We start from the raw sequence: 21826 nt of genomic DNA on the forward strand, positions 1-21826 counted from the left end.
TCGTCGTACTTCTTGGCTTCGCCGCCGAACTTGGCCGACAGAACCGTTGCGATAGCAGCCGTCAGGGTGGTCTTGCCGTGGTCAACGTGGCCAATGGTACCGACGTTCACGTGCGGCTTAGTCCGCTCGAATTTTTCCTTTGCCATTTCCGAATCCTCAGATACTGAATAGACGATTAAACAGTGTGTCGGGCGCCGCACCGGATGATGCGGACACCCTACAAATGAATTACTTGCTCTTGTTGCTGATGATGGCTTCGCTCACGTTCTTCGGAGCTTCAGCGTAGTGCTTGAACTCCATCGTGTACGTGGCGCGGCCTTGCGTAGCCGAACGCAGCGACGTCGAATAGCCGAACATTTCCGACAACGGAACTTCAGCGCGCACGATCTTGCCGCCGCCGACCATGTCGTCCATGCCCTGGATAATGCCGCGACGGCTCGACAAGTCGCCCATCACGTTACCCATGTAGTCTTCCGGCGTTTCCACTTCCACGGCCATCATCGGCTCGAGAATGACCGGCTTGGCACGGCGCATAGCTTCCTTGAAAGCCATCGAACCAGCCATGCGGAACGCGTTTTCGTTCGAGTCCACATCGTGGTACGAACCGAACGTCAGGTGGACCGTCACGTCGACGACCGGGAAGCCAGCAAGCACACCGCTCTTGAGCGTGTCCTGGATACCCTTATCAACGGCCGGGATGTATTCACGCGGAATCACACCACCCTTGATCTCGTCGAAGAACTTGTAACCAGCGCCCTGCTCGCTCGGCTCAAGCGTGATGACGGCGTGACCGAACTGGCCGCGACCGCCCGACTGCTTGACGAACTTGCCTTCCACGTCGGCAGCCGTCGCGCGAATGGTTTCGCGGTAGGCAACCTGCGGAGCGCCGATGTTGGCTTCCACGCCGAATTCGCGCTTCATGCGATCGACCAGAATTTCGAGGTGGAGCTCGCCCATACCCGAAATGATGGTCTGACCCGATTCTTCATCGGTCTGCACGCGGAACGACGGGTCTTCCTGCGCCAGGCGGTTCAGGGCGAGGCCCATCTTTTCCTGGTCGACCTTGGTCTTCGGCTCGACAGCCTGCGAAATCACCGGCTCCGGGAACACCATGCGCTCGAGCACGATCGGTGCCGACGGATCGCACAGCGTGTCACCCGTCGTTGCATCCTTCAGGCCGACTGCAGCGGCGATGTCGCCAGCGCGCACTTCGTCGATTTCTTCACGCTGGTTCGCGTGCATCTGCACGATACGGCCCAGACGTTCCTTCTTGCCCTTGACCGAGTTCAGCAGCGTGTCACCCTTGTTCACAACGCCCGAGTAGACGCGGAAGAAGATCAACTGGCCAACGAACGGGTCCGTCATGATCTTGAACGCCAGCGACGAGAACTTCTCTTCGTCCGAAGCCTTACGCTCCGTCGGCTGTTCCTTGTCATCCGTACCCTTGACCGGCGGAATGTCGACCGGCGACGGCAGGAAGTCGATCACGGCGTCCAGCATGCGCTGCACACCCTTGTTCTTGAACGCGGTACCGCACAGCATCGGCTGGATTTCGCAAGCGATGGTACGCAGACGAATGCCCTTGATGATGTCAGCTTCGGAGAGGTCGCCCTCTTCGAGGTACTTGTTCATCATCTCTTCGCTCGACTCGGCAGCGGCCTCGACCATGCCTTCGCGCCACTTCTGGGCTTCCGCTTGCAGCTCGGCCGGAATGTCGACGTAGTCGAACTTCATGCCTTGCGACGCTTCGTCCCAAATGATCGCCTTCATCTTGATGAGGTCGACCACGCCCTTGAAGTTTTCTTCAGCGCCGATCGGCACCACCACCGGCACCGGGTTGGCCTTCAGGCGGTTCTTCAACTGGTCGTAGACCTTGAAGAAGTTCGCGCCGGTACGGTCCATCTTGTTGACGAACGCCAGACGCGGCACGCCGTACTTGTTGGCCTGACGCCACACGGTTTCCGACTGGGGCTGAACACCACCCACGGCGCAGTACACCATGCACGCGCCATCGAGAACACGCATCGAGCGCTCGACTTCAATCGTGAAGTCGACGTGACCCGGGGTGTCGATGATGTTGATGCGGTGCTTTTGATAATTGTTGGCCATGCCGGACCAGAAGCAGGTCGTGGCAGCCGACGTAATCGTGATGCCGCGCTCTTGTTCCTGCTCCATCCAGTCCATCGTCGCCGCGCCATCGTGCACTTCACCGATTTTGTGGTTCACACCGGTGTAGAACAAAATGCGCTCGGTCGTCGTGGTTTTACCTGCGTCGATGTGAGCGCTAATACCGATGTTGCGGTAGCGCTCGATAGGGGTTGTACGAGCCACTTTAAGCCTCTTTCAATGTAGCCGCCATTTTTGAGGGGGCTACTAACACAAACGGGCGAGGCGCAATTTCTCATGCGCACCCGCCCCGGTTTCTGCTCTAGGTACTGCTTGCCAGCGTCAGAAGCGGAAGTGCGAGAAGGCCTTGTTGGCTTCAGCCATGCGGTGAACTTCGTCACGCTTCTTCATGGCGCCGCCACGACCTTCCGAGGCTTCAATCAGCTCACCAGCCAGGCGCAGGGCCATCGACTTCTCGCTACGCTTCTTCGCGGCCTCACGCAACCAACGCATCGCCAATGCCATACGACGCGACGGACGCACTTCGACCGGAACTTGATAGTTTGCACCGCCAACACGGCGGCTCTTGACTTCAACCACCGGCTTCACGTTACCGAGAGCCGTGTTGAAGACTTCCAGCGGATCCTTGCCCGCCTTGGTTTGGATCTGCTCGAAAGCACCATAAACGATGCGCTCTGCAACCGACTTCTTGCCGGCAAGCATGAGCACGTTCATGAATTTAGCGACTTCAACGTTGCCGAACTTCGGATCGGGCAACACTTCGCGCTTGGGGACTTCGCGACGACGCGGCATGATTTCTTCCTTAATTGATTCAGTTGGAGCTGGGCTCCAGGCCACCTACTAGCCACTTTCGGGCCGAGTGACCACTTACTCAGTGACGATGTACCACCATCACCGAACGTATATCCGCTAAGCCGCTTAGGCCTTCGGACGCTTCGCGCCGTACTTCGAACGGGCTTGCTTACGGTCCTTGACGCCTTGCGTGTCGAGGCTACCGCGCACCATGTGGTAACGCACACCCGGCAAGTCCTTCACACGACCGCCGCGAATCAGCACGACCGAGTGTTCCTGCAGGTTGTGGCCTTCACCGCCGATGTACGAAATGACTTCGAAACCGTTCGTCAGGCGCACCTTGGCAACCTTACGCAGAGCGGAGTTCGGCTTCTTCGGCGTCGTGGTGTACACACGGGTGCACACGCCGCGACGCTGCGGGCAGTCCTGCAGGGCCGGGCTCTTGCTCTTGATTTGAGCAGAGGTGCGCGGCTTGCGGACCAATTGGTTAATCGTTGGCATTGTGATTTCCTAAACGTGTCAAAAGCATGAAAGCCAAGGCGGGCCGTCATGCGACTTTACTGCGTACTCCCCGGCTGCTCTTGCGGATAGTCCGCATCTAAACGCTTGATGCATAAGCACTTTGCATTAGGCACGGGCATGCCGCCGGAAAAACCGGAGCCTGCGACTATACCCCCGCTGTTGGCAAGTGTCAACGCACTCTCGCGCAAATTATCGCTGTAAGTCGTTGATTGTTAACGGTCATGGTCGGGTCATGGTCGTCGTCGCCACGAATCCACACCACCGCAGGCACCGGCTCAAGGTGCGTCTCCCCCTCCCAAATTCAAGACTTGCGACTCGCATGTATGCAAACTACACTGCATACACCGTCGATTTACGTACGAATTTCCATACATAACACCGACATGGCTATGGACACTTCTCACGACACGCTTCGCGCCACCTTCTGGAAACCTGCGCTCACCGCGGGCAAAGGCCCCCGATATCTGAGGCTGGCAAGCTTTATCGAGCAGTCGGTCGCGGACGGCCGCCTGCGCCCCGGCGACCGACTGCCCGCGCAGCGCGAGCTGGCGTCATGGCTGGGCATCGACTTCACCACGGTCACGCGCGCCTACAACCGGGCGCGCGACCGAAGCGCCATCGAGGGGCGCGGCCCGCTCGGCACCTTCGTCAGCAAGCCGCGCGTGGCGCTCGATCAGGTGCTGGACCTGGGCATGAACATTCCGCCAGCACCGGCTGGGCAGTTCCTTGGCGAGTTGTTGCAAAAGGGGATCGACGAAGTCCTGCGGCATACCGATGCGTCGATGCTCATGGCGTACCAATTGGGGGACGGGGGCGTTGCCGACCGTCAGGCCGGTACGCTCTGGCTCGCGCCCATGCTCGGCACCCTCGACCCGGCGGACGTACTCGTCTGCCCCGGTGCACAGGCCACGCTGGCGGCATTGCTGCTCACCGAGACCGAGCGGGACGAAACGGTGTTGTGTGAGCCAATCGTCTACCCGGGGGTACGCAGCGCGGCACGCTCGCTCGGTCGCCGTCTGGAGGGCGTTGCCGCCGACGCCGACGGTATGCTGCCCGATGCGCTGGCCGCTGCCGCCCGCCAGCACCGCGCGCGCCTCGTCTATCTGAACCCCACGCTCCAGAACCCGACCACGCGCACGATGCCAGAGCGCCGCCGCCGGGAACTGCTCGCCGTAGCGGACAAGCTCGACCTCACGCTCATCGAAGACGACCCTTACTGGCGCCTGATGCCGGACGCGCCGCCGCCGCTCGCCCGCCTCTCGCCGCATCGCGTGCACTATGTGTCCACGCTGTCTAAATGTCTGACGCCGGGCCTGCGCACCGCGTATGTCCGTCTGGCCGACGGCAGCAAGCGCGACGTCTTCCTCAGTACGCTGCATTCGTTCGCGCTGATGGCGCCGCCGTTGATGTCGGGATTGGCGACGCAGTGGATCCACGACGGCACCGCCGACCGTCTCATGGACGGCGTGAAGGAAGCGGCCGCGCAGCGTCAGGCCATCGCCGCCGAGATTCTGGGGGACGCGAGCGCCCCGTCGATTCAGGGCATTCACCTCTGGCATGAGTTGCCCGCCCCGTGGACGGCCCGCGAACTGACCATGGCCGCCCGCGCGGAGGGACTCGCCGTCACGCCTGCGGATGCCTTCTGCCTGTCGCCGGACGCGCCCAACGCGATCCGCATCTCACTGGGCGGCGTGCGCGATCCGGAGCGCCTGTCGAGTGCGCTCAAGCGTCTCCGGTCGCTGCTGCGCGAAGCGCCGCCGAGCCTGCGGGCCGCGATCGTCTGAGGTTTGCCGTCGGAAGGGGGTACGCGACGTATCGCTCCCGATACCGACAGGCCCGGCGCGCATGGCAAAAGCCCATGTCGGCGGGCTCACGCAAAGTCCGGTCAGGCGCGCCGTGTTACGCGCGCCATCTACCGGAGCAAGCGCGTGCACATCAGCCGTATTGCGCCGCAGGTATTGGCGGCGGCGAGCGGCCTGACATGGTTCGCCGGGGGCGGGGGGATCACCCGGCCAGACCTTCGAGAGCACCTGCGATATCACGTCGGCTTCGCGATGCCCCTACGTAAAGCGCGAGGTACCCAAACCGGTTTTGCAGCCGATCGGTCTCGAACCGCAGACCTATCACCATTTCCTGAAAACCCGATTGGCGGATTTAGTCGACGTGTGCGTCGTCGGCAACCACGACGACCGAAAGAACTGCCTGCTCGACCTGCCCCCAGGCGAGCCGAGCAGGGTGCCGGTCACCCGCATGGTTGAGTCGGGATGCAGTCGGTCTCTGCCACCGGCCATTGCGTGCGAGCTCAGCAGCACGGGCCGCGAAGCCTGGTAACTCGCGCGGCAGTATCGGAAGCAATACAGCCGCGACTTACGGGGCAAATGGATAAGGAGCAGAGCGCCTGACGGTCTCCAACGGTCGCTCCCTTGCCACCCCGTGAGGTGCGTTACCGGATGGTCGGCACAGACGTCATGCATGCGCGACTAAAGTGCCGATCCCAATCTGCAAACATCCGGGCCTCAACCCGACAATCCGATTTGCCTCAGCAGGAATACTCCAGTTCACGGAAATCCCCCTTGACCTCAACTGGAGTGACGATGATTCTCAACTCAATGTCCGATTGGCTGCCGCCGGCCGCGAACGCAGCCGAGGCGCTCCCCGGGCGGCACGTACAAGCCCGCACGCCAGGCGTAGCAACCGACCTGACACGTGCTGCCTCCGCGCCGATCTCGTCCACCATGATTGCGTCGACCGTCCGGGGCTGGCACGCCGCGCAAAACGGCGCGTCCGTCAATTGGTCGCAACAGCCGGTCACACGGCCCCGCGTCTTCGCGGAGCGATTGGCCGATGTGCGACCGGTGTGCGTTATCGGCGCGCGCGACGATGCACGGAACTGCCTTCTCGATCTGCCCGCCAACATTCGTGTCGACGTCGACGTAAGCCGTCTGCTGCTCGCCGGTTGTGAAGCGTCATTGGAACCGGAGATGCGCAAAAAGCTGTCGCGTGAACGGCGTGACAGCGCGACATTGGAGCGCGAGTTCTTCAACGCCCGCGCTGCGGAGTCGCAGGGTCAATATTCCGTTCGCTCTATCGAACAACGCCTGACCAAGCAGCTGAACCAGTTGTTGCCCGGCGTGGAGCGCCTGCTGAAAGATACCGGAGCCTATATCGAGATCCCGCAGTTGTCCGTGACGCAGTGGGTCACGAGCGTGCCGGAAGCCCTGCGGTATGGCATCGACGTCCCGTTTCCACACGACGATCTGCGTCTCCCCCTGGGCCCGCCGGAGATTCAACGCGCCACGCTGGGCGCGTATATCCGAATTCCTGCCCCTGACCGGCAATTGCTCCTGTTTGTCTCGCTGGCCACGCCGGATACGGTCGAATGGGTCGATCAGGACGTCAAAACCCACGCCGCCCAGCACCAGCAGCAGTTGTTCGGCGATATTCCCGAGAATTTCGATGCGACGCTGCTACCGATGCATGCCGAGATACGACGCCCCAATCTCGTCCGAACCCTCGCGAAGCATCTTCATGACGGACATCGGCGTTATCACGACTTCGCCTACGGCGCGACCCGCGAGTCGCGCGCGCCGATATCGCACGCCGACGTCAGGCAATCGCTCTGCGCACAGCGCGGGTCGGGGGTGTCAGCAGACGTTGCACAATACGATGCGCCACAGGGCGAGTCGACCTCGTCGGAAGCGATGCGCTCACCCCGCGCTCCCGAACCGGCACCCGCGACGTCCCTGACAGCCCCGGAAGTGGCAGAAACAACGGAAACCGTCGAACCTCCCCCACCGCCCCCTAAGCGCCGTACGGCGCGCAGCAGTAGAGTGTCGCTCAATGAAATGGCCAAGGCAGTCGCGATGCTTGAGCAGTGGGATCGGAAGTACCGCCAGCTTGCCCGCCCCCGCTTTGGAAAATGACGGGATGACGTCGAGCTATCATTTCCCGTAGCTCGATCTGTCGCATCAGACGTAGTCGCTGTCACTCGGCACGTTTTACTTACTCTGGCGAATTCGTACACTCCCACATTTCGGCGGCAGCTCCCCCACTCCGCCCTGACACGAGTCCACTACCCGCCATGCAGGCAAGTTTCGAGAAAGACAGTATTTTGGTCCTCGATGTCGACGGTACGCTGACCGACTCGGTGCGCATCCATCAACGAGCCTTGCTTGGCGCGATGGAATCGCTGGCGTTCGAGGCATTGAACACCGACTGGGGAAGTTATCCGCATCACACCGACACCGGCATCCTGATTCACGCCCACGCCGAAAACGGTCGCGCCTTGCCGCAGCCGCACGATCTGGCCCGCTTCGAGCACGAGATCGACGAGCGCTTCACTGCCCTGCTCAATGCGCACGGGCTGGCCGAGATCCCCGGTGCGCGCGCCTTCGTCGAGGCCGCGCACCGCTCGCGCTGGGGTGTGGTGTTCGCCACGGGCGGCATCCGGCAGGTCAGTCACCGCAAGCTGCGCTCTGTCGCCATCGATTACACGGACGCGATGCTCATCACCGCGTCCGAATACAGCTCGCGCGACCAGTTGGTGGCCGAGGCGATCAAGCGGGCGCAGGCGGGCTATGGGATTACGCGCCCGCGGGCGGTGGTCTCGATCGGCGACGGGATGTGGGACCTGAAAGTCGCGCGCAAGCTCGGCATCGATTTCGTTGGCATCGGCTCGAAACGTCGGCGCTCGCCGCTGCTCGACGAAGGCGTCCCAGTTTATGACGACATGTGGGACGCCATGCACTGGCTCACTCCGGGCCGCGGGCGCGCGTCAGGTACTCGCTTGGCGTCACGCCCATAAAGCGGCGGAACATAGTGGAAAAGGCGCTCGGCGTGTCGTAACCGACTTCGAGCGCCACTTGCGTGATGGGCCGCCCGGCCCCCAGCAATGGCAAAGCGCCCAGCAGTCGCATCTGCTGACGCCACTCCCGGAACGGCAAACCGAACTCCGTCATGAAACGACGCTCCAGCGTACGGCTCGACGCCCCCACCTCCACGGCCCAGTCCTGAAGACTGCGGGGGTCGGCGGGCGTTGTCAGATAGGTGTCGAAGATCTTGCGCAGACGCGCGTCGCGCGGCACCTGCAGGTGGAGCGGCGAATCGCTTTTCCACTCGACCTCTTCGAGCAGCAGCGCAATCACGAGCGCATCCTTGCCCAGCGGCGACCAGTCGGGCGGCAGCGTCATCGCGCGCAGAATCAGCTCGCGCAGCAACGCCGAGACACGGATGACGACGGGCACATCGGAGGCTGCCATGCCGAGTCGTTCGACATCGACATAGATCGTGCGCATCTCCACTTTGCCGCGCATGCGCACCTCATGCGTGACGTTGGCCGGAATCCACAACGCGCGCTGCGGCGGAATCACCCAAAACGACGTATCGGTGCGAACTTCCAGAATACCGGCGCTCGCATACATCAATTGCGCGCGTCGATGACTGTGAGGGCGCACTACATGACCATCGGGGTAATCTTTCGCCAACGCGCCGACGGGGCGGTCATGAGCCTGAAACTCCAGGGGTATCGCACTGGTGATCGGCATTGGGACCAAGCCTCAAAAAAGGCGAAATTTGGGACGTATTTGGCGATGTCGTCAGCGTAACACCGCCCACACGCCCCCACCAAGCCGAACGCGGGTCGAATCCCTTACCGTATCGTTGCACCACGCGCACCGCTCAGAACGGTTTGACGATCACAAGCGCAACGATGATCGTCATCGAAATGAGCGTGACGGGCAGGGCGCGTCCGAACACGGCGGGTGGCTGCGTGCTCCCGTCGCGTTCCAGACGCCGCAGTGTGGCCGACAACCGGCCGTGTAACGCAGACACGACGATCACGAACACAAGCTTGGCCATGAGCCAAGGTGCGTGCCACCAGTTGGCCATGATGGCGAGCGTCGGTCCCGTGATCCACACCACGATCAATGCGGGCGATGCCAGTGCGTAGTCTGCCCGTCGCGCCACGCGACGCCACTCGGGCTGTGCCAGACGCCCGCCCAGCGCCATCGTCACAAGTCCCGCAATGAACGTGATGACCGAGATCAGGTGCACTGCCTTGATCCAGAGATAGAGCATCGGATGTCTCCTAAAAGGTTCGAACGATTATTTCTATCTAAGCAACAGTTGCTTGCAATAAGTCGTCTTTATCGCGAAGGGCCGCATTAATACACTTCAACTGTCGACGATGAATTGAACATCGCCTCTTTCAAAAGACAGGAGAAATATCATGAAGCGCACCCTTATTACTTCGGCTCTGGTTTCCGCAATGCTGGCTGTTTCGGCCGGCTCGGCTTTCGCCAGCGATGCATTCGACGGCCCCTCGGAATTCTCGTGGGTTCCGCAAACCAGCGCCCTGAGCCGCGCCCAGGTTCGTGAAGAACTCGTTCAGGCGCAACAAGCCGGTCTCGTGGTGCAACACGACGCCGTCTACCCGAAGGCAGCCCCGAGCGCACAACCGGCCTCGGTCAGCGCCCCGATCACGATGGGTTCGGTGGGCGGCCAGCAACGTGCCGGCACGACCTACTTCGGTTCGTAATGTAACTCGCCGCGCTGCGGACCTCTTGCCTGACGAGAGGCCGCGGCGCGGCGCGCGTTCTGCGCATAACGACGCACCGGTTGCCGGTGCTCAGTGTGATCTCCGGTCTTTCCCGACCTAAGACTCCTGTCGCTGTGCGTAGCGGTTCGACGCACAGGACTTTGCCCGTCGCTTCGGCGACGGGCTTTTTTAGCCGGGACGCCACCCGCTAAAAATCGACGACAGGTCGACAGCAGATCGATGAAGCAGGACGTACAAAAACGAAGAAGCCCGCATTGGCGGGCTTCTTTGCGTTTACCGAATCGATGACCGCGCACGGCCATCGGGGGAAAACAACGCCTTACTTCGCGAACGACTTCGCCAGGAACTCGAGCGCACGGCCGTGGGCCAGCGCGGCCGACGGCTGATGGTACGACTCGCGCGACCAGCAGTTGAAGCCGTGATCCGCGTTCGGGTACACGAACACTTCGGTGTTCGGACGCGACTTCACCGCCTCGCTCACCTGCGCGACGATGTCCGGCGTGATGTGGCTGTCGAGCGCGCCATAGTGGAACTGCGTCGGCACGTTGAGGTTGGCCGCTTCGCTCAGATAGTTGTGAATGCCGCCGCCGTAGTACGGTACGGCAGCGTCGACCAGACCGCGCGCGGCGCTCAGGTACGACAGCAGACCGCCGAAGCAGTAGCCGATGGCGGCGACCTTGGCCCCCGCATCCAGCTTGCCGCGCAGCGCCTTCGCCGTCGCTTCGACATCCTTTACCGCTTTCTCGACGTCGACTGCCTTGCGCAATTCCATCGCACGGCCCCAGTCGTCGCCCGAGTAGCCGAGTTCGACGCGCGGCGTCGAGCGCCAGAAGATGTCCGGCGCGAGCACGACGTAACCGTCCATCGCGTACTGATCGGCCACGCCACGAATGTGCTCGTTCACGCCGAAGATTTCCTGCACCAGCACCACGCCCTGGGCGTTGGCCGTCTTACCATTCGGCGGCAATGCCAGATAGGCATCGAATGCGCCATCCACGGTTTCAACGCGAATCCATTGACTGTTCGACACGGAAGTTGCTCCATCAAAAAAGAGGGAAATGCCTGCGCCCTGATTTCGAACAACGCCCGCAGGGGGATCGGGCGCGGCCACGCTCTGGCCAGACGCAGCTAGGCCGGATCAGTATAGGGACTTTTGAGACGATTCACAGCGCGTCGGAATGCCCGCCGGATAAGGCTCGACGCCCCTTCACACGATGCGCCCCGCGACCTCCTGACGTAGAAATCGCGCCTTGTCGCCCGTCCTGCGCCACTCATCGTTTCGACGTCCGAACCCGCTCAAGCTCAGTCCAACGCTCATTCCGCCTCTTTAGTGAGCGCCGCTTCGAGCAGTTTCACCACGCCGCCGAACCCCGCTACCTGCGCGGAGTCGATGTCGTACAGCGCGCTCAGCGACGGTCCGGGATTCAGGAAATCCACGCGCACGTCGTCGGCGCTCGCTGCCCACACCATCACTTTCAATGGCAGTTCCAGTCCTGCATGGGGGTTTGCGGCCATGACGGGCGTACCGCCCTTCGGATTACCGAACAGCACCAACCGGGTGGGACGCAGCGACACGCCCGCCGAGGCCGCCGCCGCGCTCTGGTCGATGTCGGCGAAGATGGTCATGCCGTGCTGCTTAAGGGTGTCGATCACGCGAGTGAGCGTGGCGTAAAAGTCGACCGGGCTGCGCAGCGACGTAACGCTCGCCGGATGCGCATGTCCCGTGGATGCGGCAGATTCGTTGGCTTGGGTGGCTTCGGTGGTCATACAGGCTCCTCGAACGCTGAGGCGGGATAGACAACGACGCCCACGCAAAGTTTGCCGGGCAGCCGCGCCAGTGTACCGCCGCCCTCCGATGCGCATCACCCCCTCAAGGCAGATCCGCCACGCTCGTCTGACATCTTCCCCAGCCGATCTCATCGGCCCTCACGCCCTGCCCCCGCCTTACATGTCGTTACCGCCCTGCTGTCTGCCATTCGAGGCACGTTACGCTTGACCCCGTCGTTCGACGATTCAGCGAACGCATTTGATACGGAGTCCATATGATCAATATTTCAATGCGCCAGACCGTGAGCGGGCTTGCGCTGATGCTGGCGCTGACCGCTACCGGCGTCAGCCTGCCCGCTGCGGCCGCCACCGACGCTCCGCCCCCCGCCCGCACGCAAGCCGCCACGCCGGGCGAGATACCGCCCCCGCCGCCGGGCATGGGTCCGCACTTCGGTGGCCCCGGACCGCGTGGCCCTATGGGTCCGGCCAGTCACGGCGGTCCGGGCTTCGCTGCGGTTCGCACCATCGAGGAGATCGCGCATCTCTATCGCATCGGCGGACACCCGGAGAGCGTCCTGCCGTTCTATCGCGAGACGCTGACGCAAACGCGCGATCCGATGCTGCGTCACCACTTGCGCGAGGCCATCGCGCATGAGGAACTGAAGCCCGCCGACACCACCGCAGCCATCGTCACGTTGCGCGCGCAACTGAGCGAAGACCTCGCCGCACTCCCCTCGCCCGATGCCAGGCGCCGCTAACGCTAAGTTCTGACATTCACCGCACCCGGCGACACTGCGTCGACGGGTGCGCCGCTCGCACCTCAGAAGGCGTACTTCGCCCCAACGTTCACAAGCACGCCGCGCATGCCACACGTGCCGAAGCTCTTCTGATACGACTCACAACCGTACAGCGAGAAGCTCGCGCCCTGCACGCAGTTCAACCTCAGCGAAAACATCATCGAACCGCCGTACTTTCCGGTCTGGAACATTGCGTCACTGACCTGAACGGTCGTGATGGAGGCACCTGCGAAGTTGGTCACGTCTTCGCTGTCTCCATGATCCGTGCGTTCCACTGCGGCAGCCACTCCAGCAAGAATTGCGCGAACCCTTCCGCCGCTGGCGACGGCGCGCGCGACACCGACCGGTAAACGCACACTTGCCGAATCGTCTCGGGCGAGACAACGCGACGCATCAGCAAGCCGAACGGATGGGCAAGCGCCGCTACATAGCCGGGTGTAAGCGTCGCGGCCAATCCCTGCGAGGCGACGCCGAGTGCCGTCGTCACGTTGTCGACGACATCGATGGACGTGATGCGCGCATCGGGTAGCGCAGACTGACGCATCTGCGCGACGCTGCGCTCGTGATCGCGCCCGGCGGCGACGAGAGGCGTGTCGCGCAGGTCGGTCCATCGAACGCGCTTGCGACGCGCAAGCGGATGCTCTGGCGCGCACCACAACACCCACGGGCTATCGAACGCAGGCGTACCGGCCACATGCGCGCCCGTCGCACGATTCGGACCGATGGCAATGTCGAGATCGCCGTTGGCGACATGATCGATGAGCGCGTCGACGGGGGTATCGACCACACGCACCACGACCTTCGGTCGCGAAGCGGCGTATTCGCGAATCGCGGCGGGCAGCGCCATGCTGGCCAGCACCAGCGGCGCACCGACGCGCACGATACCGGCGGCGCGGTTACGCAAGTCGTCGGCCGTTTTCTCGGCAGCCTGAACGTAACGCAGCACCGACTCGGCAGACGACAAAAAATCGCGACCGGCGCTGGAGAGCGCGACGCGCCGCGTGGTCCGGTCGAAGATGCGAAAGCCGAGCACCGACTCCAGCTCGGCGACCAGCTGACTGATAGCGGACGACGTGAGTCCCAGGCGATTGCCTGCCTCGGCAAAGCTATGCAATTCCGCAATAGCCACCAGTGCTTCGAACTGGCGCAGGGTGACACGGGTCAGGGGCATGGCGTTTCGATTATCAAGTTTCACTTACGAATGGACCAGAATCGATTGATTGTTCCGCAAAGGGGCGTCGCCCACAATCGATTTTCAAAATTCCCCCGTGAACCGACGATCGAGACGGAGCGAGCCTCATGTTTTCCCATGTCGACGCCTACCCCGGCGACCCCATCCTCAGCCTGAACGAAGCCTTCGGTCAGGATCCCCGCCAGCACAAGGTCAACTTGTCCATTGGCATCTACTTCGACGACGACGGCCGTCTGCCGGTCATGCAGGCCGTGCGTGACGCCGAGTCGGCGGTGCTCGCCGACATTGGCCCCCGTCCCTATCTGCCGATGGCGGGCACCCCGGCGTACCGCGACGCTGTGCAAGCGCTGGTCTTCGGTGAGCAGAACGCCGCGCGGCGCGAACAGCGCATCGCCACCTTGCAGACGCTGGGCGGCGGCGGCGCATTGCGTGTCGGGGCCGATTTCCTGAAGCGCTACTTCCCCGAGAGCAGCCTCTGGATCAGCGATCCGAGCTGGGACAACCATCGCGTGGTGTTCGAGAGCGCCGGATTCCCGGTGCAGTCCTACCCCTATTACGACGACGCCACCGGTGGCCTGCGCTTCGACGCCATGATGGCCACGCTGTCCTCGCTACCGCCGCAGAGCATCGTGCTGCTGCATGCGTGCTGTCACAACCCGACCGGCGTCGATCTCTCGAAGGCGCAGTGGGAGGCGCTCGTGCCTGTGCTGCGCGAGCGCGGGCTGATCGCGTTCGTCGACATGGCCTATCAGGGATTCGGCGACGGGCTCGACGCCGACGCCTTCGCAGTTCGCGCACTGACCGACGCAGGCGTGCCGACGGTCGTCGCCAACTCCTTCTCGAAGAACTTCTCCCTGTATGGCGAGCGCTGCGGCGCGTTGTCGGTGGTTTGCGCCACGGCGGACGAAGCGTCGCGCGTGTTCGGCCAGCTGATGGGCACCGTACGTGCGAACTACAGCAATCCGCCGACGCATGGCGCACGGCTTGTCGCGCAAGTGCTGACGACGCCGTCGCTGCGCAGCGCATGGCAGACCGAACTCGACGGCATGCGCACGCGCATCGCGTCGATGCGCGCGCAGATTCACGCACGTCTGGAACCCCATGTGACCGGCGAGAAGCTGTCGCGCTACATCGCGCAGCGCGGCATGTTCACGTACACGGGCCTGTCGGCCGCGCAGGCAGACACGCTGCGCGAGACGCACGGTGTCTATGTGCTGCGCTCGGGACGTATGTGCGTCGCGGGCCTGAACACGCGCAACGTCGACACCGTCGCGCGCGCCATCGCACAGGTGCTCACGAAGCGGTGACCGGGCATTAGCGCGGCGCGCATGCTCGCCGAACAACGCTGGACAAGCATGCTCAACATATAAAACGACGAACGGAGACTTCATGAACACTGCAACGGCTGCCGGTGCCCATATTCGCGGGCACTCGACTTCTCACACCTGGCGCGCGGTGATATCGGCGTCCATCGGTAACGCGCTGGAATGGTTTGATCTGGTCGTTTACGGCTTTTTCGCCGTCACGATTTCGAAGCTGTTCTTCCCCACGCACGACGATACGACCTCACTGCTGCTCACGCTCGGCACCTTCGGCGTGTCGTTCTTCATGCGACCGCTGGGCGCGATTGTGATCGGCGTCTATGCAGATCGACGGGGACGTCGTGAAGCACTGACGCTCACGATTTTGCTGATGATGGCGGGCACGGCGATCATCGCTTTCATGCCGACGTACGAGACCATCGGCTTGCTCGCACCCGCTGGCATTGTGCTGGCACGCATGATTCAGGGCTTCTCAGCGGGCGGCGAATTCGGCAGCGCCACCGCGTTCCTCGCCGAACACGCACCGCAACGGCGTGGCTTCTTCGCGAGCTTTCAGGTCGCGAGTCAGGGGCTGACGACATTGCTTGCCGCCGGTTTCGGTGCGGTGCTCACGAGCACGTTGTCGCCGGATCAGATGCAGAGCTGGGGCTGGCGCGTGCCGTTCCTGTTCGGTTTGCTGATCGGCCCGGTTGCGTATTACATCCGCCGTCACGTGAGCGAGACGCCTGAGTTTCTGGAAGCCGAGCCAACGCAGACACCGCTGCGCGACACGCTGAGTCATCAGAAGATGCGCCTGTTGCTGGCGGTGGGTGCCGTGGTCGTCGCCACGGTGTCCACGTATCTGGTGCTGTACATGCCGACGTATGCCATCAAGCAACTGGGCTTGCCTGCGTCGGTCGCGTTTGCGGCGACGGTGGCAACGGGGATCGTGCAGATGTTCCTCTCGCCGGTCGTCGGCGCGTGGTCCGACCGTGTGGGACGCGCCAAACCGATGATGATCGCCGCCGCACTTCTGCTCGTGACGATCTGGCCGATGTTCTGGTTGCTGTCGACTCACCCGAGCTTCGGCGTGATGCTCGCGTTGCAGACGGTGCTGGGCGTATTGATGACGATGTACTTCGCGCCGCTCCCCGCGCTGGCCTCGGAGATCTTCCCGGTAAAGACGCGCACGACGGGTCTGTCGCTGTCGTACAACCTGTCGGTGACGTTCTTCGGCGGCTTCGCCCCGTTCATTCTGACCTGGCTGATCAACGCCACCGGCAGCAAACTCGCCCCGAGCTTCTACATGATGGCCGCTGCCGCCGTGGGACTGATGGCGCTGAGTCAGGTGTACCGCCACACGGGCGTGCGCTGATCAAGTGCAAGTAGAGAAGTAGACGAACCAATAGCAAAGGGGCACCTCGGTGCCCCTTCTCTTTTACGTCGATAGCAACGAACAGCGACAATCGCGAACGACGACCTACTGCGGGTACAACCCATGCACCCGACCGAACAATCGGGTCAGGCCCAGCAGCGCGTCGATGTTCGGGGTAGGAACGCTCACCCGCTGGCCGATCTCGCGCACCACGCTGACCAGCGCGTCGAGTTCGATAGGACGATTCGCCTCTACGTCCTGCAACATCGACGTCTTGAACGCCCCCAGCTTTGCCGTCACCTGATGCCGGTCTTCCGGCGACTGGTCGATGGCGCAGCCGATCTTCGCACCGATGGCGGCCGCCTCGCGCATCGCTGCCGAGCAGAAGTCGCGCACCAGCGGATCGTCGAGCAACCGGTCGATGGTCGCGCCCGTGATCGCCGACACCGGGTTCATCGTCAGATTGCCCCAGAGCTTGTACCAGATGTCCAGACGCACGTTCTCCGACGCTTTCGCCTCGAAGCCAGCACGCTCAAGCAACGCCGCCAGACGCTGCACGCGCTCGCTCGCCCCGCCCCCAGGTTCACCGATGATCAGCCCACGGCCCATCTTGTGATCGACCAGCCCGGGCTCCGGCGTCGAAGCACTCGCGTGCACCACGCAACCGATCACGTTCGCTAGCGGAATCGCCGCACCGATTGCACCAATCGGATCGACGCTCGTCAGCGTCGCATCGCCACCGCTGCCTCCATCGCTCTCTCCTGCGCTGAACCCCGGCACGCCCTGGCAGAACCACCACGGCACGCCGTTCATCGCGGGCAACACGAGCGTTTGCGGACCGAGCAACGGGACCACCGACGCCGCAACCTGCGCCAGCGCCGGCCCCTTCACCGCGATCACAACCAGATCCTGCTCGCCAAGCTTCGCGGCGTCTTCCAAAGCATGCGCCGCCGCCACCGGGCCGGTCGCCAGCGTCTCGCCCTGCTTGACCCGCCAGCCCCGCTCGCGAAGTGCGGCCAGCGTCGCGCCACGCGCCAGCGCGCTGACCTGCGCTTCTCCCGTCGCCGCGAGTCGTTGCCCGATCAGTCCACCGATGGCGCCCGCGCCAATGATCGTCACCTTCATCCGTTCACTCCGGTTGATGTGCCGCGAGACGATAATTCTCCTTGAATCGCTCCGGCACACGTTCGTCAAAACCCAGCGCCACACGGCGCACTTCCGGACTGTCGCCCGGCGGATGGCCCACACCGAGCGCCGCCGCACGCGGCGCATCGATCTGCACGACCCGGCCGGAGAGCCGTCCCAATCCCGTAATCTCGCATTCCACCAGATCGCCCGCATCCACCGAACGCGAGTGGCACGGCGTACCCATCAGAATGACGTCGCCCGGCATCAGCGTGATGTGACGCGCAATGTCCGCGATCACGTAATGCGGGCCCCAGATCGTTTCGTCGCCGATGTGCGCTTCCTGCACGACGCGCCCGTTGCGATAGGTGCGCAACGTCTGTTCGAACAGGTTCACGCCTCGCACGATACCCGGTCCGATGGGCAGCAGCGTGTCCGCGCCCTTCACCCGCAGCATCGACCCCTGATCGGTGTCGCGAAAGTCCTGCAAGCCCATGTCCAGCGCCGGGCAGAAACCCTCGATGTAATCCCATGCTTCGTCCGGCAGCACGTTGCGACACGTGCGCCCGATCACCACCGCATACTCGCTTTCGTAGTTCAGATACCGGCAATCCGTCGGCTTCAGAATCTGGCCGTCATGTCCGTTCAGCGACGTCGTCGGCTTCATGAAGTACGTCGGCGTGTCGGTGGGCTTGGGCTTGTTGCGCGTCTCCATGCTACGCGAGCGATAGGAGATGTGCACGGCGATGATCTTCGACGGATTCACCGGCGGCAGATGCGTCACCGTTTGCGGGTCGACAAGACGTCCATCGTCGAGCCGAAGCATGCCCTGCGCCTCTCCCGCCTCTTCGACCATCGTGCCCCAGTACGCGCTGCCGCCCAGCAGAATATGGCGACGCTCGACACGCGGGCCGCGCATCACCGCAGGCAATTCACGCAGCGGAAATTCGAAATCCATGATGTCGCCCCGTCAGATCGTATCGAACCAGATGTGCACGTTGCCCGTGCCGCGCGCGTTCTCGTAGTCGGACAGCACCGTACCCGCGCTGCGGCATTCGGCCCCACCGAGCGCACCGACCATCTGCAAGTAGTGCGCGCCGTGCGCTTCCCACGGACGCTTCCGGTAGTCCGTATCCCAGTCCGCCAGAATCCGGTCGTGGCGTCCCTCGCGAAACGCTTCGATGGCGCGCTTGTCGCTCTCGATGTTCTCCGGACGCGACACGTTGCTCTCGTGAAAGATGCGCGGATGATTCGGCTTCCAGTCGATGCCGTTGAATTTGTGACTCAGCGCGCCGGACGCGAGCATCACCACCCGCAGATCGCTGCGGCGAATCGCCTCGCCGATCACTTCGCCCGACTGCAGGAAGTGCTGCGTCTCGCAGTTTTGACAGGAACTCACGGTGACGATCGGCGTTGCTTCGAGGCGCAACTGTTTGATGACGTTGATCGTCGGGTAATGCCGTGCGAGATCCGGGTGTTGCACGGCGCGCGCCCGCACGCCACGCTCACGCGCGACGCCGTCGATGGCGAGCGCCAGTTCCGGGTGTCCGCGATAATCGTACGGCACGCCGTGCAGATACCACGGCATCTCGTCCGACGTGTACATGCCCGAGTAACGCGCGCCGCCGTCGACCAGGTGATAGCCGGTCGTGAACCAGTGCGAATCGAAAATCATGACGACGTCCGGACGCACAGCTTCAATGCGCTCGCGCAACCGCGCGTATCCGGGAATCAGGTCCGAATCCGCCCCCGCGCCCTGCAACACGCGAAACTCCTCACACTGCATCAGGCCGGGGTGATGCGACACCAGCGCCGCGCCAACGATCTGTCCCATGCTGCTCTCCTCTTGTCCTGTTGTCTTGCTGATTGTTTTGACGATGTGACAGCGCGCCGTCAGCGATGGCTGAAGCTCGCCTTGAACGGTTGTTTCGGCACGACGACATCCTTCACGTCGCAGAAGAACTCGAAGCTCCAGTCGCCGCCCTCGCGTCCGACGCCCGAGCGTTTGATGCCACCGAACGGCGCGGCCAGATCGCGAATGCCGAAGCTGTTGATCCAGATGAAACCCGTGCGCACGCGCTCGGCAATGGCGATGGCATGCACTTCGTCGCCATAGCAGACGCCGCCCAGTCCGTAGTCCGTGCCGTTAGCCATGCCGACGACTTCGTCGTCGCTCGCAAACGTTTGCAGCGTGAGCACCGGGCCGAAGACTTCCTGTTGCACGATCTCCTCGTGCTGACGCAGATCGGTGAGCAGCGTCGGCGCGAAATACTGCGCGCCAAAGTCATGCCGCATGCCGCCCCACAGCAGGCGAGCACCGCCCGCGACCGCCCGTTCGACGAACCCCTGCACACGCTCCAGCTGGCGCATATGGATGATCGGCCCGACTTCGGTCGCCGCGTCGCGCGGATCGCCCACGACAAGACGCCCGACCACCTCGCGCAGCTTCTCGATGAACACGGGAGCCACGTCCGCATGCACGAGCAGACGCGTCCCGGCGAGGCACACCTGCCCGGCGTTGCGGTACATCAGCGCGGCGGTCGCGGCGGCCGCGTCGAGATCGGCGTCGGCCAGTACGATGAAGGCCGACTTGCCGCCGAGTTCGAGGCTGCACGGCACGAGGTTGTCGGTAGCCGTCTTCGCAATCCATTTGGCTGTAGCGACCGAGCCGGTGAACGAGATACGCGCGAGCCTTGCATCGCTGACCAGCGCCGCCCCGGTCTGTGCGCCAGAGCCCTGCAACAGGTTGAAGACCCCCGGCGGCAATCCTGCCTCGTGCGCGCAATCCGCCAGCAACGACGACGTCAACGGCGCCCACTCGGGCGCCTTGAGCACCACCGTGTTACCGGACGCCAACGCCGGGCCGATCTTCCACGTCGCCAGCATCAACGGCGAATTCCACGGCGTGATGATGGCCACGACACCGGCCGGATCGTGACGCACGAGGTGGCGTGCCTGCGGTGTCTCGATCACGCGGTCCTGCAGCGTCAGCGCATGCTCGGCGAACCACGTGATGTTCTGCATCGCACGTGGCACGACGCCGTGAGCCATGCGCGAGCGCAGCACGCCAGCGTCTGCGCTCTCCAACGTGGCGAACGCGTCGGCGCGTCGGCCGATGGCGTCAGCAAAGCGCTGAAGATACGGCTGACGTTGCGCCGCGCTCAGCGCCGCCCATGCGGGAAACGCCAGCGAGGCCGACGTCACCGCGGCATCGACGTGCCCGAGATTACCGCTGGCGATATCGCCCAGATGCGTCTGGTCGATGGGCGAGACGCATGCGAACGTCTCGGCAGACGCCACGCGGCGGCCATCGATGTAGTGGTCTGGCGACACCGACACACCGGCGACGTCAAAACGGGTATCACTCATGCCTTGTCTCTTTAAATGAATTTTCAGGGGAAGCACGAAGGGGAAAGGCGTGGAAGGCGCGCGAACCGGAACATCGGAGGGATCGCGCGCCCCTTGGTTACCCGATCAGCCCTTCTCGGGGGTTGAGGCGTCCGAGACAGCAAACTTCGCGGCCAGCGCGCGGCTCGCATTGGCCAGCAACGTGGTGTCGATCCCGACCGCGATGAACGTCACCCCGAGGTCGAGGTAGTGTGTCGCCAGCGTCTCGTCGACACACAGGATTCCCGCCGCCTTGCCCGCGCGACGAATGCGTGCGACGCCATCTTCGATGGCCGTGCGCACGTCGGGGTGAGTGGCCTGCCCGAGACGGCCCATCGACGCCGCGAGGTCGGCCGGGCCAATGAACACGCCGTGCACGCCGTCAACGGCGGCAATCTCGTCGACTTGCGCGAGTGCATCGGCCGTCTCCACCTGGACGAGCAGACACGTCGTGTCGTTCGCGGCGTGCAGATAGTCCTCATAGCGATTCCATCGCGACGAGCGCGCCAGTCCGCTGCCGACGCCACGCGTGCCCTGCGGCGGATAGCGCGTGGCGCTCGCGAGATCGCGCGCCATCGCGGCAGACTCGACCATCGGCACGAGCAGCGTCGTCGCGCCGATTTCGAGCACTTGCTTGATGAGCGCCGCGTCGCCGTGCGGCAGACGTACCACCGGGTGTACCGGATAGGGCGCGACGGCCTGCAATGTCGCGAGCATCGTGCGCAGATCGTTAGGGGCGTGCTCGCCGTCGATTACGAGCCAGTCGAACCCGCTGCCTGCGCACAGCTCCGCGGCGTACGGCGTGGCGAGTCCCATCCACAGGCCGATCTGACGCTCGCCACGTGCCAGCGCCTGACGGAAGGTATTCGGAGGTGTTTTCATGAC

The 21826-nt window shown here is 63.4% G+C and carries 22 protein-coding genes; 7 read left to right on the forward strand and 15 right to left on the reverse strand.

All coding sequences use genetic code 11. The features are described 5' to 3' along the window. The 4 genes from PAN31117_RS26180 to rpsL all read right to left on the reverse strand — a co-directional run. A partial coding sequence (locus PAN31117_RS26180; RefSeq protein ID WP_246189265.1) for a GTP-binding protein occupies positions 1 to 146 on the reverse strand: 146 nt, incomplete at its 3' end. Positions 147 to 228: 82 nt separating this feature from the next. After that, positions 229 to 2331, reverse strand: coding sequence for an elongation factor G (fusA, locus tag PAN31117_RS26185; RefSeq protein ID WP_150740774.1), 2103 nt, complete (start codon positions 2329 to 2331; stop codon positions 229 to 231). A gap of 117 nt (positions 2332 to 2448) precedes the next feature. After that, on the reverse strand, positions 2449 to 2919 hold the full coding sequence (rpsG, locus tag PAN31117_RS26190) for a 30S ribosomal protein S7 (protein WP_023593821.1): 471 nt from the start codon (positions 2917 to 2919) through the stop codon (positions 2449 to 2451). 126 nt (positions 2920 to 3045) lie between these two features. Beyond that, entirely contained in the window at positions 3046 to 3420 is a 375-nt protein-coding gene (gene rpsL / locus PAN31117_RS26195; RefSeq protein ID WP_010804142.1) for a 30S ribosomal protein S12, read from the reverse strand. Positions 3421 to 3830: 410 nt separating this feature from the next. On the opposite strand from rpsL, the gene PAN31117_RS26200 reads away from it, so the two are divergent. From PAN31117_RS26200 to PAN31117_RS26210, 3 genes are all read left to right on the forward strand, one after another. After that, positions 3831 to 5225, forward strand: a complete 1395-nt coding sequence (locus PAN31117_RS26200) for an aminotransferase-like domain-containing protein (RefSeq protein ID WP_174991151.1) — start codon at positions 3831 to 3833, stop codon at positions 5223 to 5225. A gap of 666 nt (positions 5226 to 5891) precedes the next feature. After that, positions 5892 to 7364 (forward strand): hypothetical protein, encoded by a 1473-nt coding sequence (locus PAN31117_RS26205; RefSeq protein WP_150740776.1) that lies wholly within the window; start codon positions 5892 to 5894, stop codon positions 7362 to 7364. Positions 7365 to 7522: 158 nt separating this feature from the next. After that, a complete protein-coding gene (locus tag PAN31117_RS26210) occupies positions 7523 to 8245 on the forward strand; it encodes an HAD family hydrolase (RefSeq protein WP_150740777.1) in 723 nt (240 codons plus the stop codon). Here PAN31117_RS26210 and PAN31117_RS26215 read toward each other — a convergent pair. Further along, positions 8193 to 8984: an AraC family transcriptional regulator gene (locus PAN31117_RS26215; protein WP_150740778.1), complete on the reverse strand. Its 792-nt coding sequence runs from the start codon at positions 8982 to 8984 to the stop codon at positions 8193 to 8195. The two genes, PAN31117_RS26210 and PAN31117_RS26215, sit on opposite strands and share 53 nt — an antisense overlap. A gap of 133 nt (positions 8985 to 9117) precedes the next feature. Next, positions 9118 to 9516, reverse strand: coding sequence for a CopD family protein (locus PAN31117_RS26220; RefSeq protein WP_150740779.1), 399 nt, complete (start codon positions 9514 to 9516; stop codon positions 9118 to 9120). A gap of 151 nt (positions 9517 to 9667) precedes the next feature. Between PAN31117_RS26220 and PAN31117_RS26225 the strand changes: the two genes are divergently transcribed. Beyond that, positions 9668 to 9976: a DUF4148 domain-containing protein gene (locus tag PAN31117_RS26225; protein WP_150740780.1), complete on the forward strand. Its 309-nt coding sequence runs from the start codon at positions 9668 to 9670 to the stop codon at positions 9974 to 9976. A gap of 340 nt (positions 9977 to 10316) precedes the next feature. Here PAN31117_RS26225 and PAN31117_RS26230 read toward each other — a convergent pair whose 3' ends face one another. Together PAN31117_RS26230 and PAN31117_RS26235 are read right to left on the reverse strand one after the other, a co-directional pair. Then, the gene (locus tag PAN31117_RS26230; protein ID WP_150740781.1) at positions 10317 to 11027 is read right to left on the reverse strand and encodes a dienelactone hydrolase family protein; all 711 of its coding nucleotides are present in this window, start codon (positions 11025 to 11027) and stop codon (positions 10317 to 10319) included. Positions 11028 to 11311: 284 nt separating this feature from the next. Beyond that, positions 11312 to 11764 carry a DUF302 domain-containing protein gene (locus PAN31117_RS26235; protein WP_150740782.1) on the reverse strand — a complete coding sequence of 151 codons (453 nt, stop codon included), beginning with the start codon at positions 11762 to 11764 and terminating at the stop codon, positions 11312 to 11314. A gap of 275 nt (positions 11765 to 12039) precedes the next feature. On the opposite strand from PAN31117_RS26235, the gene PAN31117_RS26240 reads away from it, so the two are divergent. After that, on the forward strand, positions 12040 to 12522 hold the full coding sequence (locus PAN31117_RS26240; protein ID WP_150740783.1) for a hypothetical protein: 483 nt from the start codon (positions 12040 to 12042) through the stop codon (positions 12520 to 12522). Between the two features lie 62 nt (positions 12523 to 12584). Here PAN31117_RS26240 and PAN31117_RS26245 read toward each other — a convergent pair whose 3' ends face one another. After that, the gene (locus tag PAN31117_RS26245; RefSeq protein ID WP_150740784.1) at positions 12585 to 12803 is read right to left on the reverse strand and encodes a hypothetical protein; all 219 of its coding nucleotides are present in this window, start codon (positions 12801 to 12803) and stop codon (positions 12585 to 12587) included. Next, the gene (locus PAN31117_RS26250; RefSeq protein WP_150740785.1) at positions 12800 to 13732 is read right to left on the reverse strand and encodes a LysR family transcriptional regulator; all 933 of its coding nucleotides are present in this window, start codon (positions 13730 to 13732) and stop codon (positions 12800 to 12802) included. The genes PAN31117_RS26245 and PAN31117_RS26250 overlap by 4 nt, the downstream gene beginning before the upstream one ends. A 128-nt stretch (positions 13733 to 13860) precedes the next feature. Between PAN31117_RS26250 and PAN31117_RS26255 the strand changes: the two genes are divergently transcribed. Together PAN31117_RS26255 and PAN31117_RS26260 are read left to right on the forward strand one after the other, a co-directional pair. After that, positions 13861 to 15060 carry an amino acid aminotransferase gene (locus PAN31117_RS26255; RefSeq protein WP_150740786.1) on the forward strand — a complete coding sequence of 400 codons (1200 nt, stop codon included), beginning with the start codon at positions 13861 to 13863 and terminating at the stop codon, positions 15058 to 15060. Positions 15061 to 15142: 82 nt separating this feature from the next. Further along, positions 15143 to 16429, forward strand: a complete 1287-nt coding sequence (locus tag PAN31117_RS26260) for an MFS transporter (protein ID WP_150740787.1) — start codon at positions 15143 to 15145, stop codon at positions 16427 to 16429. Positions 16430 to 16534: 105 nt separating this feature from the next. On the opposite strand, the gene PAN31117_RS26265 is transcribed toward PAN31117_RS26260, so the two are convergent. The 5 genes from PAN31117_RS26265 to hpaI form a co-directional block, all read right to left on the reverse strand. Continuing rightward, a complete protein-coding gene (locus tag PAN31117_RS26265; RefSeq protein WP_150740788.1) occupies positions 16535 to 17554 on the reverse strand; it encodes a 2-dehydropantoate 2-reductase in 1020 nt (339 codons plus the stop codon). Between the two features lie 4 nt (positions 17555 to 17558). Then, positions 17559 to 18512 (reverse strand): fumarylacetoacetate hydrolase family protein, encoded by a 954-nt coding sequence (locus PAN31117_RS26270; protein WP_150740789.1) that lies wholly within the window; start codon positions 18510 to 18512, stop codon positions 17559 to 17561. 12 nt (positions 18513 to 18524) lie between these two features. Further along, the gene (locus PAN31117_RS26275; RefSeq protein ID WP_150740790.1) at positions 18525 to 19388 is read right to left on the reverse strand and encodes a DODA-type extradiol aromatic ring-opening family dioxygenase; all 864 of its coding nucleotides are present in this window, start codon (positions 19386 to 19388) and stop codon (positions 18525 to 18527) included. Positions 19389 to 19447: 59 nt separating this feature from the next. After that, on the reverse strand, positions 19448 to 20923 hold the full coding sequence (locus PAN31117_RS26280; RefSeq protein WP_150740791.1) for an aldehyde dehydrogenase family protein: 1476 nt from the start codon (positions 20921 to 20923) through the stop codon (positions 19448 to 19450). A 105-nt stretch (positions 20924 to 21028) separates the two neighbouring features. Next, complete coding sequence (gene hpaI / locus PAN31117_RS26285; protein ID WP_150740792.1) at positions 21029 to 21823, reverse strand: 4-hydroxy-2-oxoheptanedioate aldolase; 795 nt, start codon at positions 21821 to 21823, stop codon at positions 21029 to 21031. Between the last annotated feature and the right edge of the window lie 3 nt (positions 21824 to 21826).

Origin of the sequence: Pandoraea anapnoica (assembly GCF_902459765.1) — a bacterium.
Lineage (GTDB): Bacteria > Pseudomonadota > Gammaproteobacteria > Burkholderiales > Burkholderiaceae > Pandoraea > Pandoraea anapnoica.

What these genes read in the sequence shown, in the direction of transcription:
- hpaI (WP_150740792.1), bottom strand. Translation starts at nt 21,823, where the DNA reads ATGAAAACACCTCCGAATACCTTCCGTCAGGCGCTGGCACGTGGCGAG.
- PAN31117_RS26255 (WP_150740786.1), top strand. Translation starts at nt 13,861, where the DNA reads ATGTTTTCCCATGTCGACGCCTACCCCGGCGACCCCATCCTCAGCCTG.
- PAN31117_RS26275 (WP_150740790.1), bottom strand. Translation starts at nt 19,388, where the DNA reads ATGGGACAGATCGTTGGCGCGGCGCTGGTGTCGCATCACCCCGGCCTG.
- PAN31117_RS26220 (WP_150740779.1), bottom strand. Translation starts at nt 9,516, where the DNA reads ATGCTCTATCTCTGGATCAAGGCAGTGCACCTGATCTCGGTCATCACG.
- rpsG (WP_023593821.1), bottom strand. Translation starts at nt 2,919, where the DNA reads ATGCCGCGTCGTCGCGAAGTCCCCAAGCGCGAAGTGTTGCCCGATCCG.
- PAN31117_RS26235 (WP_150740782.1), bottom strand. Translation starts at nt 11,764, where the DNA reads ATGACCACCGAAGCCACCCAAGCCAACGAATCTGCCGCATCCACGGGA.
- PAN31117_RS26215 (WP_150740778.1), bottom strand. Translation starts at nt 8,984, where the DNA reads ATGCCGATCACCAGTGCGATACCCCTGGAGTTTCAGGCTCATGACCGC.
- PAN31117_RS26280 (WP_150740791.1), bottom strand. Translation starts at nt 20,923, where the DNA reads ATGAGTGATACCCGTTTTGACGTCGCCGGTGTGTCGGTGTCGCCAGAC.
- PAN31117_RS26200 (WP_174991151.1), top strand. Translation starts at nt 3,831, where the DNA reads ATGGACACTTCTCACGACACGCTTCGCGCCACCTTCTGGAAACCTGCG.
- PAN31117_RS26205 (WP_150740776.1), top strand. Translation starts at nt 5,892, where the DNA reads ATGGTCGGCACAGACGTCATGCATGCGCGACTAAAGTGCCGATCCCAA.
- PAN31117_RS26240 (WP_150740783.1), top strand. Translation starts at nt 12,040, where the DNA reads ATGATCAATATTTCAATGCGCCAGACCGTGAGCGGGCTTGCGCTGATG.
- rpsL (WP_010804142.1), bottom strand. Translation starts at nt 3,420, where the DNA reads ATGCCAACGATTAACCAATTGGTCCGCAAGCCGCGCACCTCTGCTCAA.
- PAN31117_RS26260 (WP_150740787.1), top strand. Translation starts at nt 15,143, where the DNA reads ATGAACACTGCAACGGCTGCCGGTGCCCATATTCGCGGGCACTCGACT.
- PAN31117_RS26250 (WP_150740785.1), bottom strand. Translation starts at nt 13,732, where the DNA reads ATGCCCCTGACCCGTGTCACCCTGCGCCAGTTCGAAGCACTGGTGGCT.
- PAN31117_RS26270 (WP_150740789.1), bottom strand. Translation starts at nt 18,512, where the DNA reads ATGGATTTCGAATTTCCGCTGCGTGAATTGCCTGCGGTGATGCGCGGC.
- PAN31117_RS26210 (WP_150740777.1), top strand. Translation starts at nt 7,523, where the DNA reads ATGCAGGCAAGTTTCGAGAAAGACAGTATTTTGGTCCTCGATGTCGAC.
- PAN31117_RS26225 (WP_150740780.1), top strand. Translation starts at nt 9,668, where the DNA reads ATGAAGCGCACCCTTATTACTTCGGCTCTGGTTTCCGCAATGCTGGCT.
- PAN31117_RS26265 (WP_150740788.1), bottom strand. Translation starts at nt 17,554, where the DNA reads ATGAAGGTGACGATCATTGGCGCGGGCGCCATCGGTGGACTGATCGGG.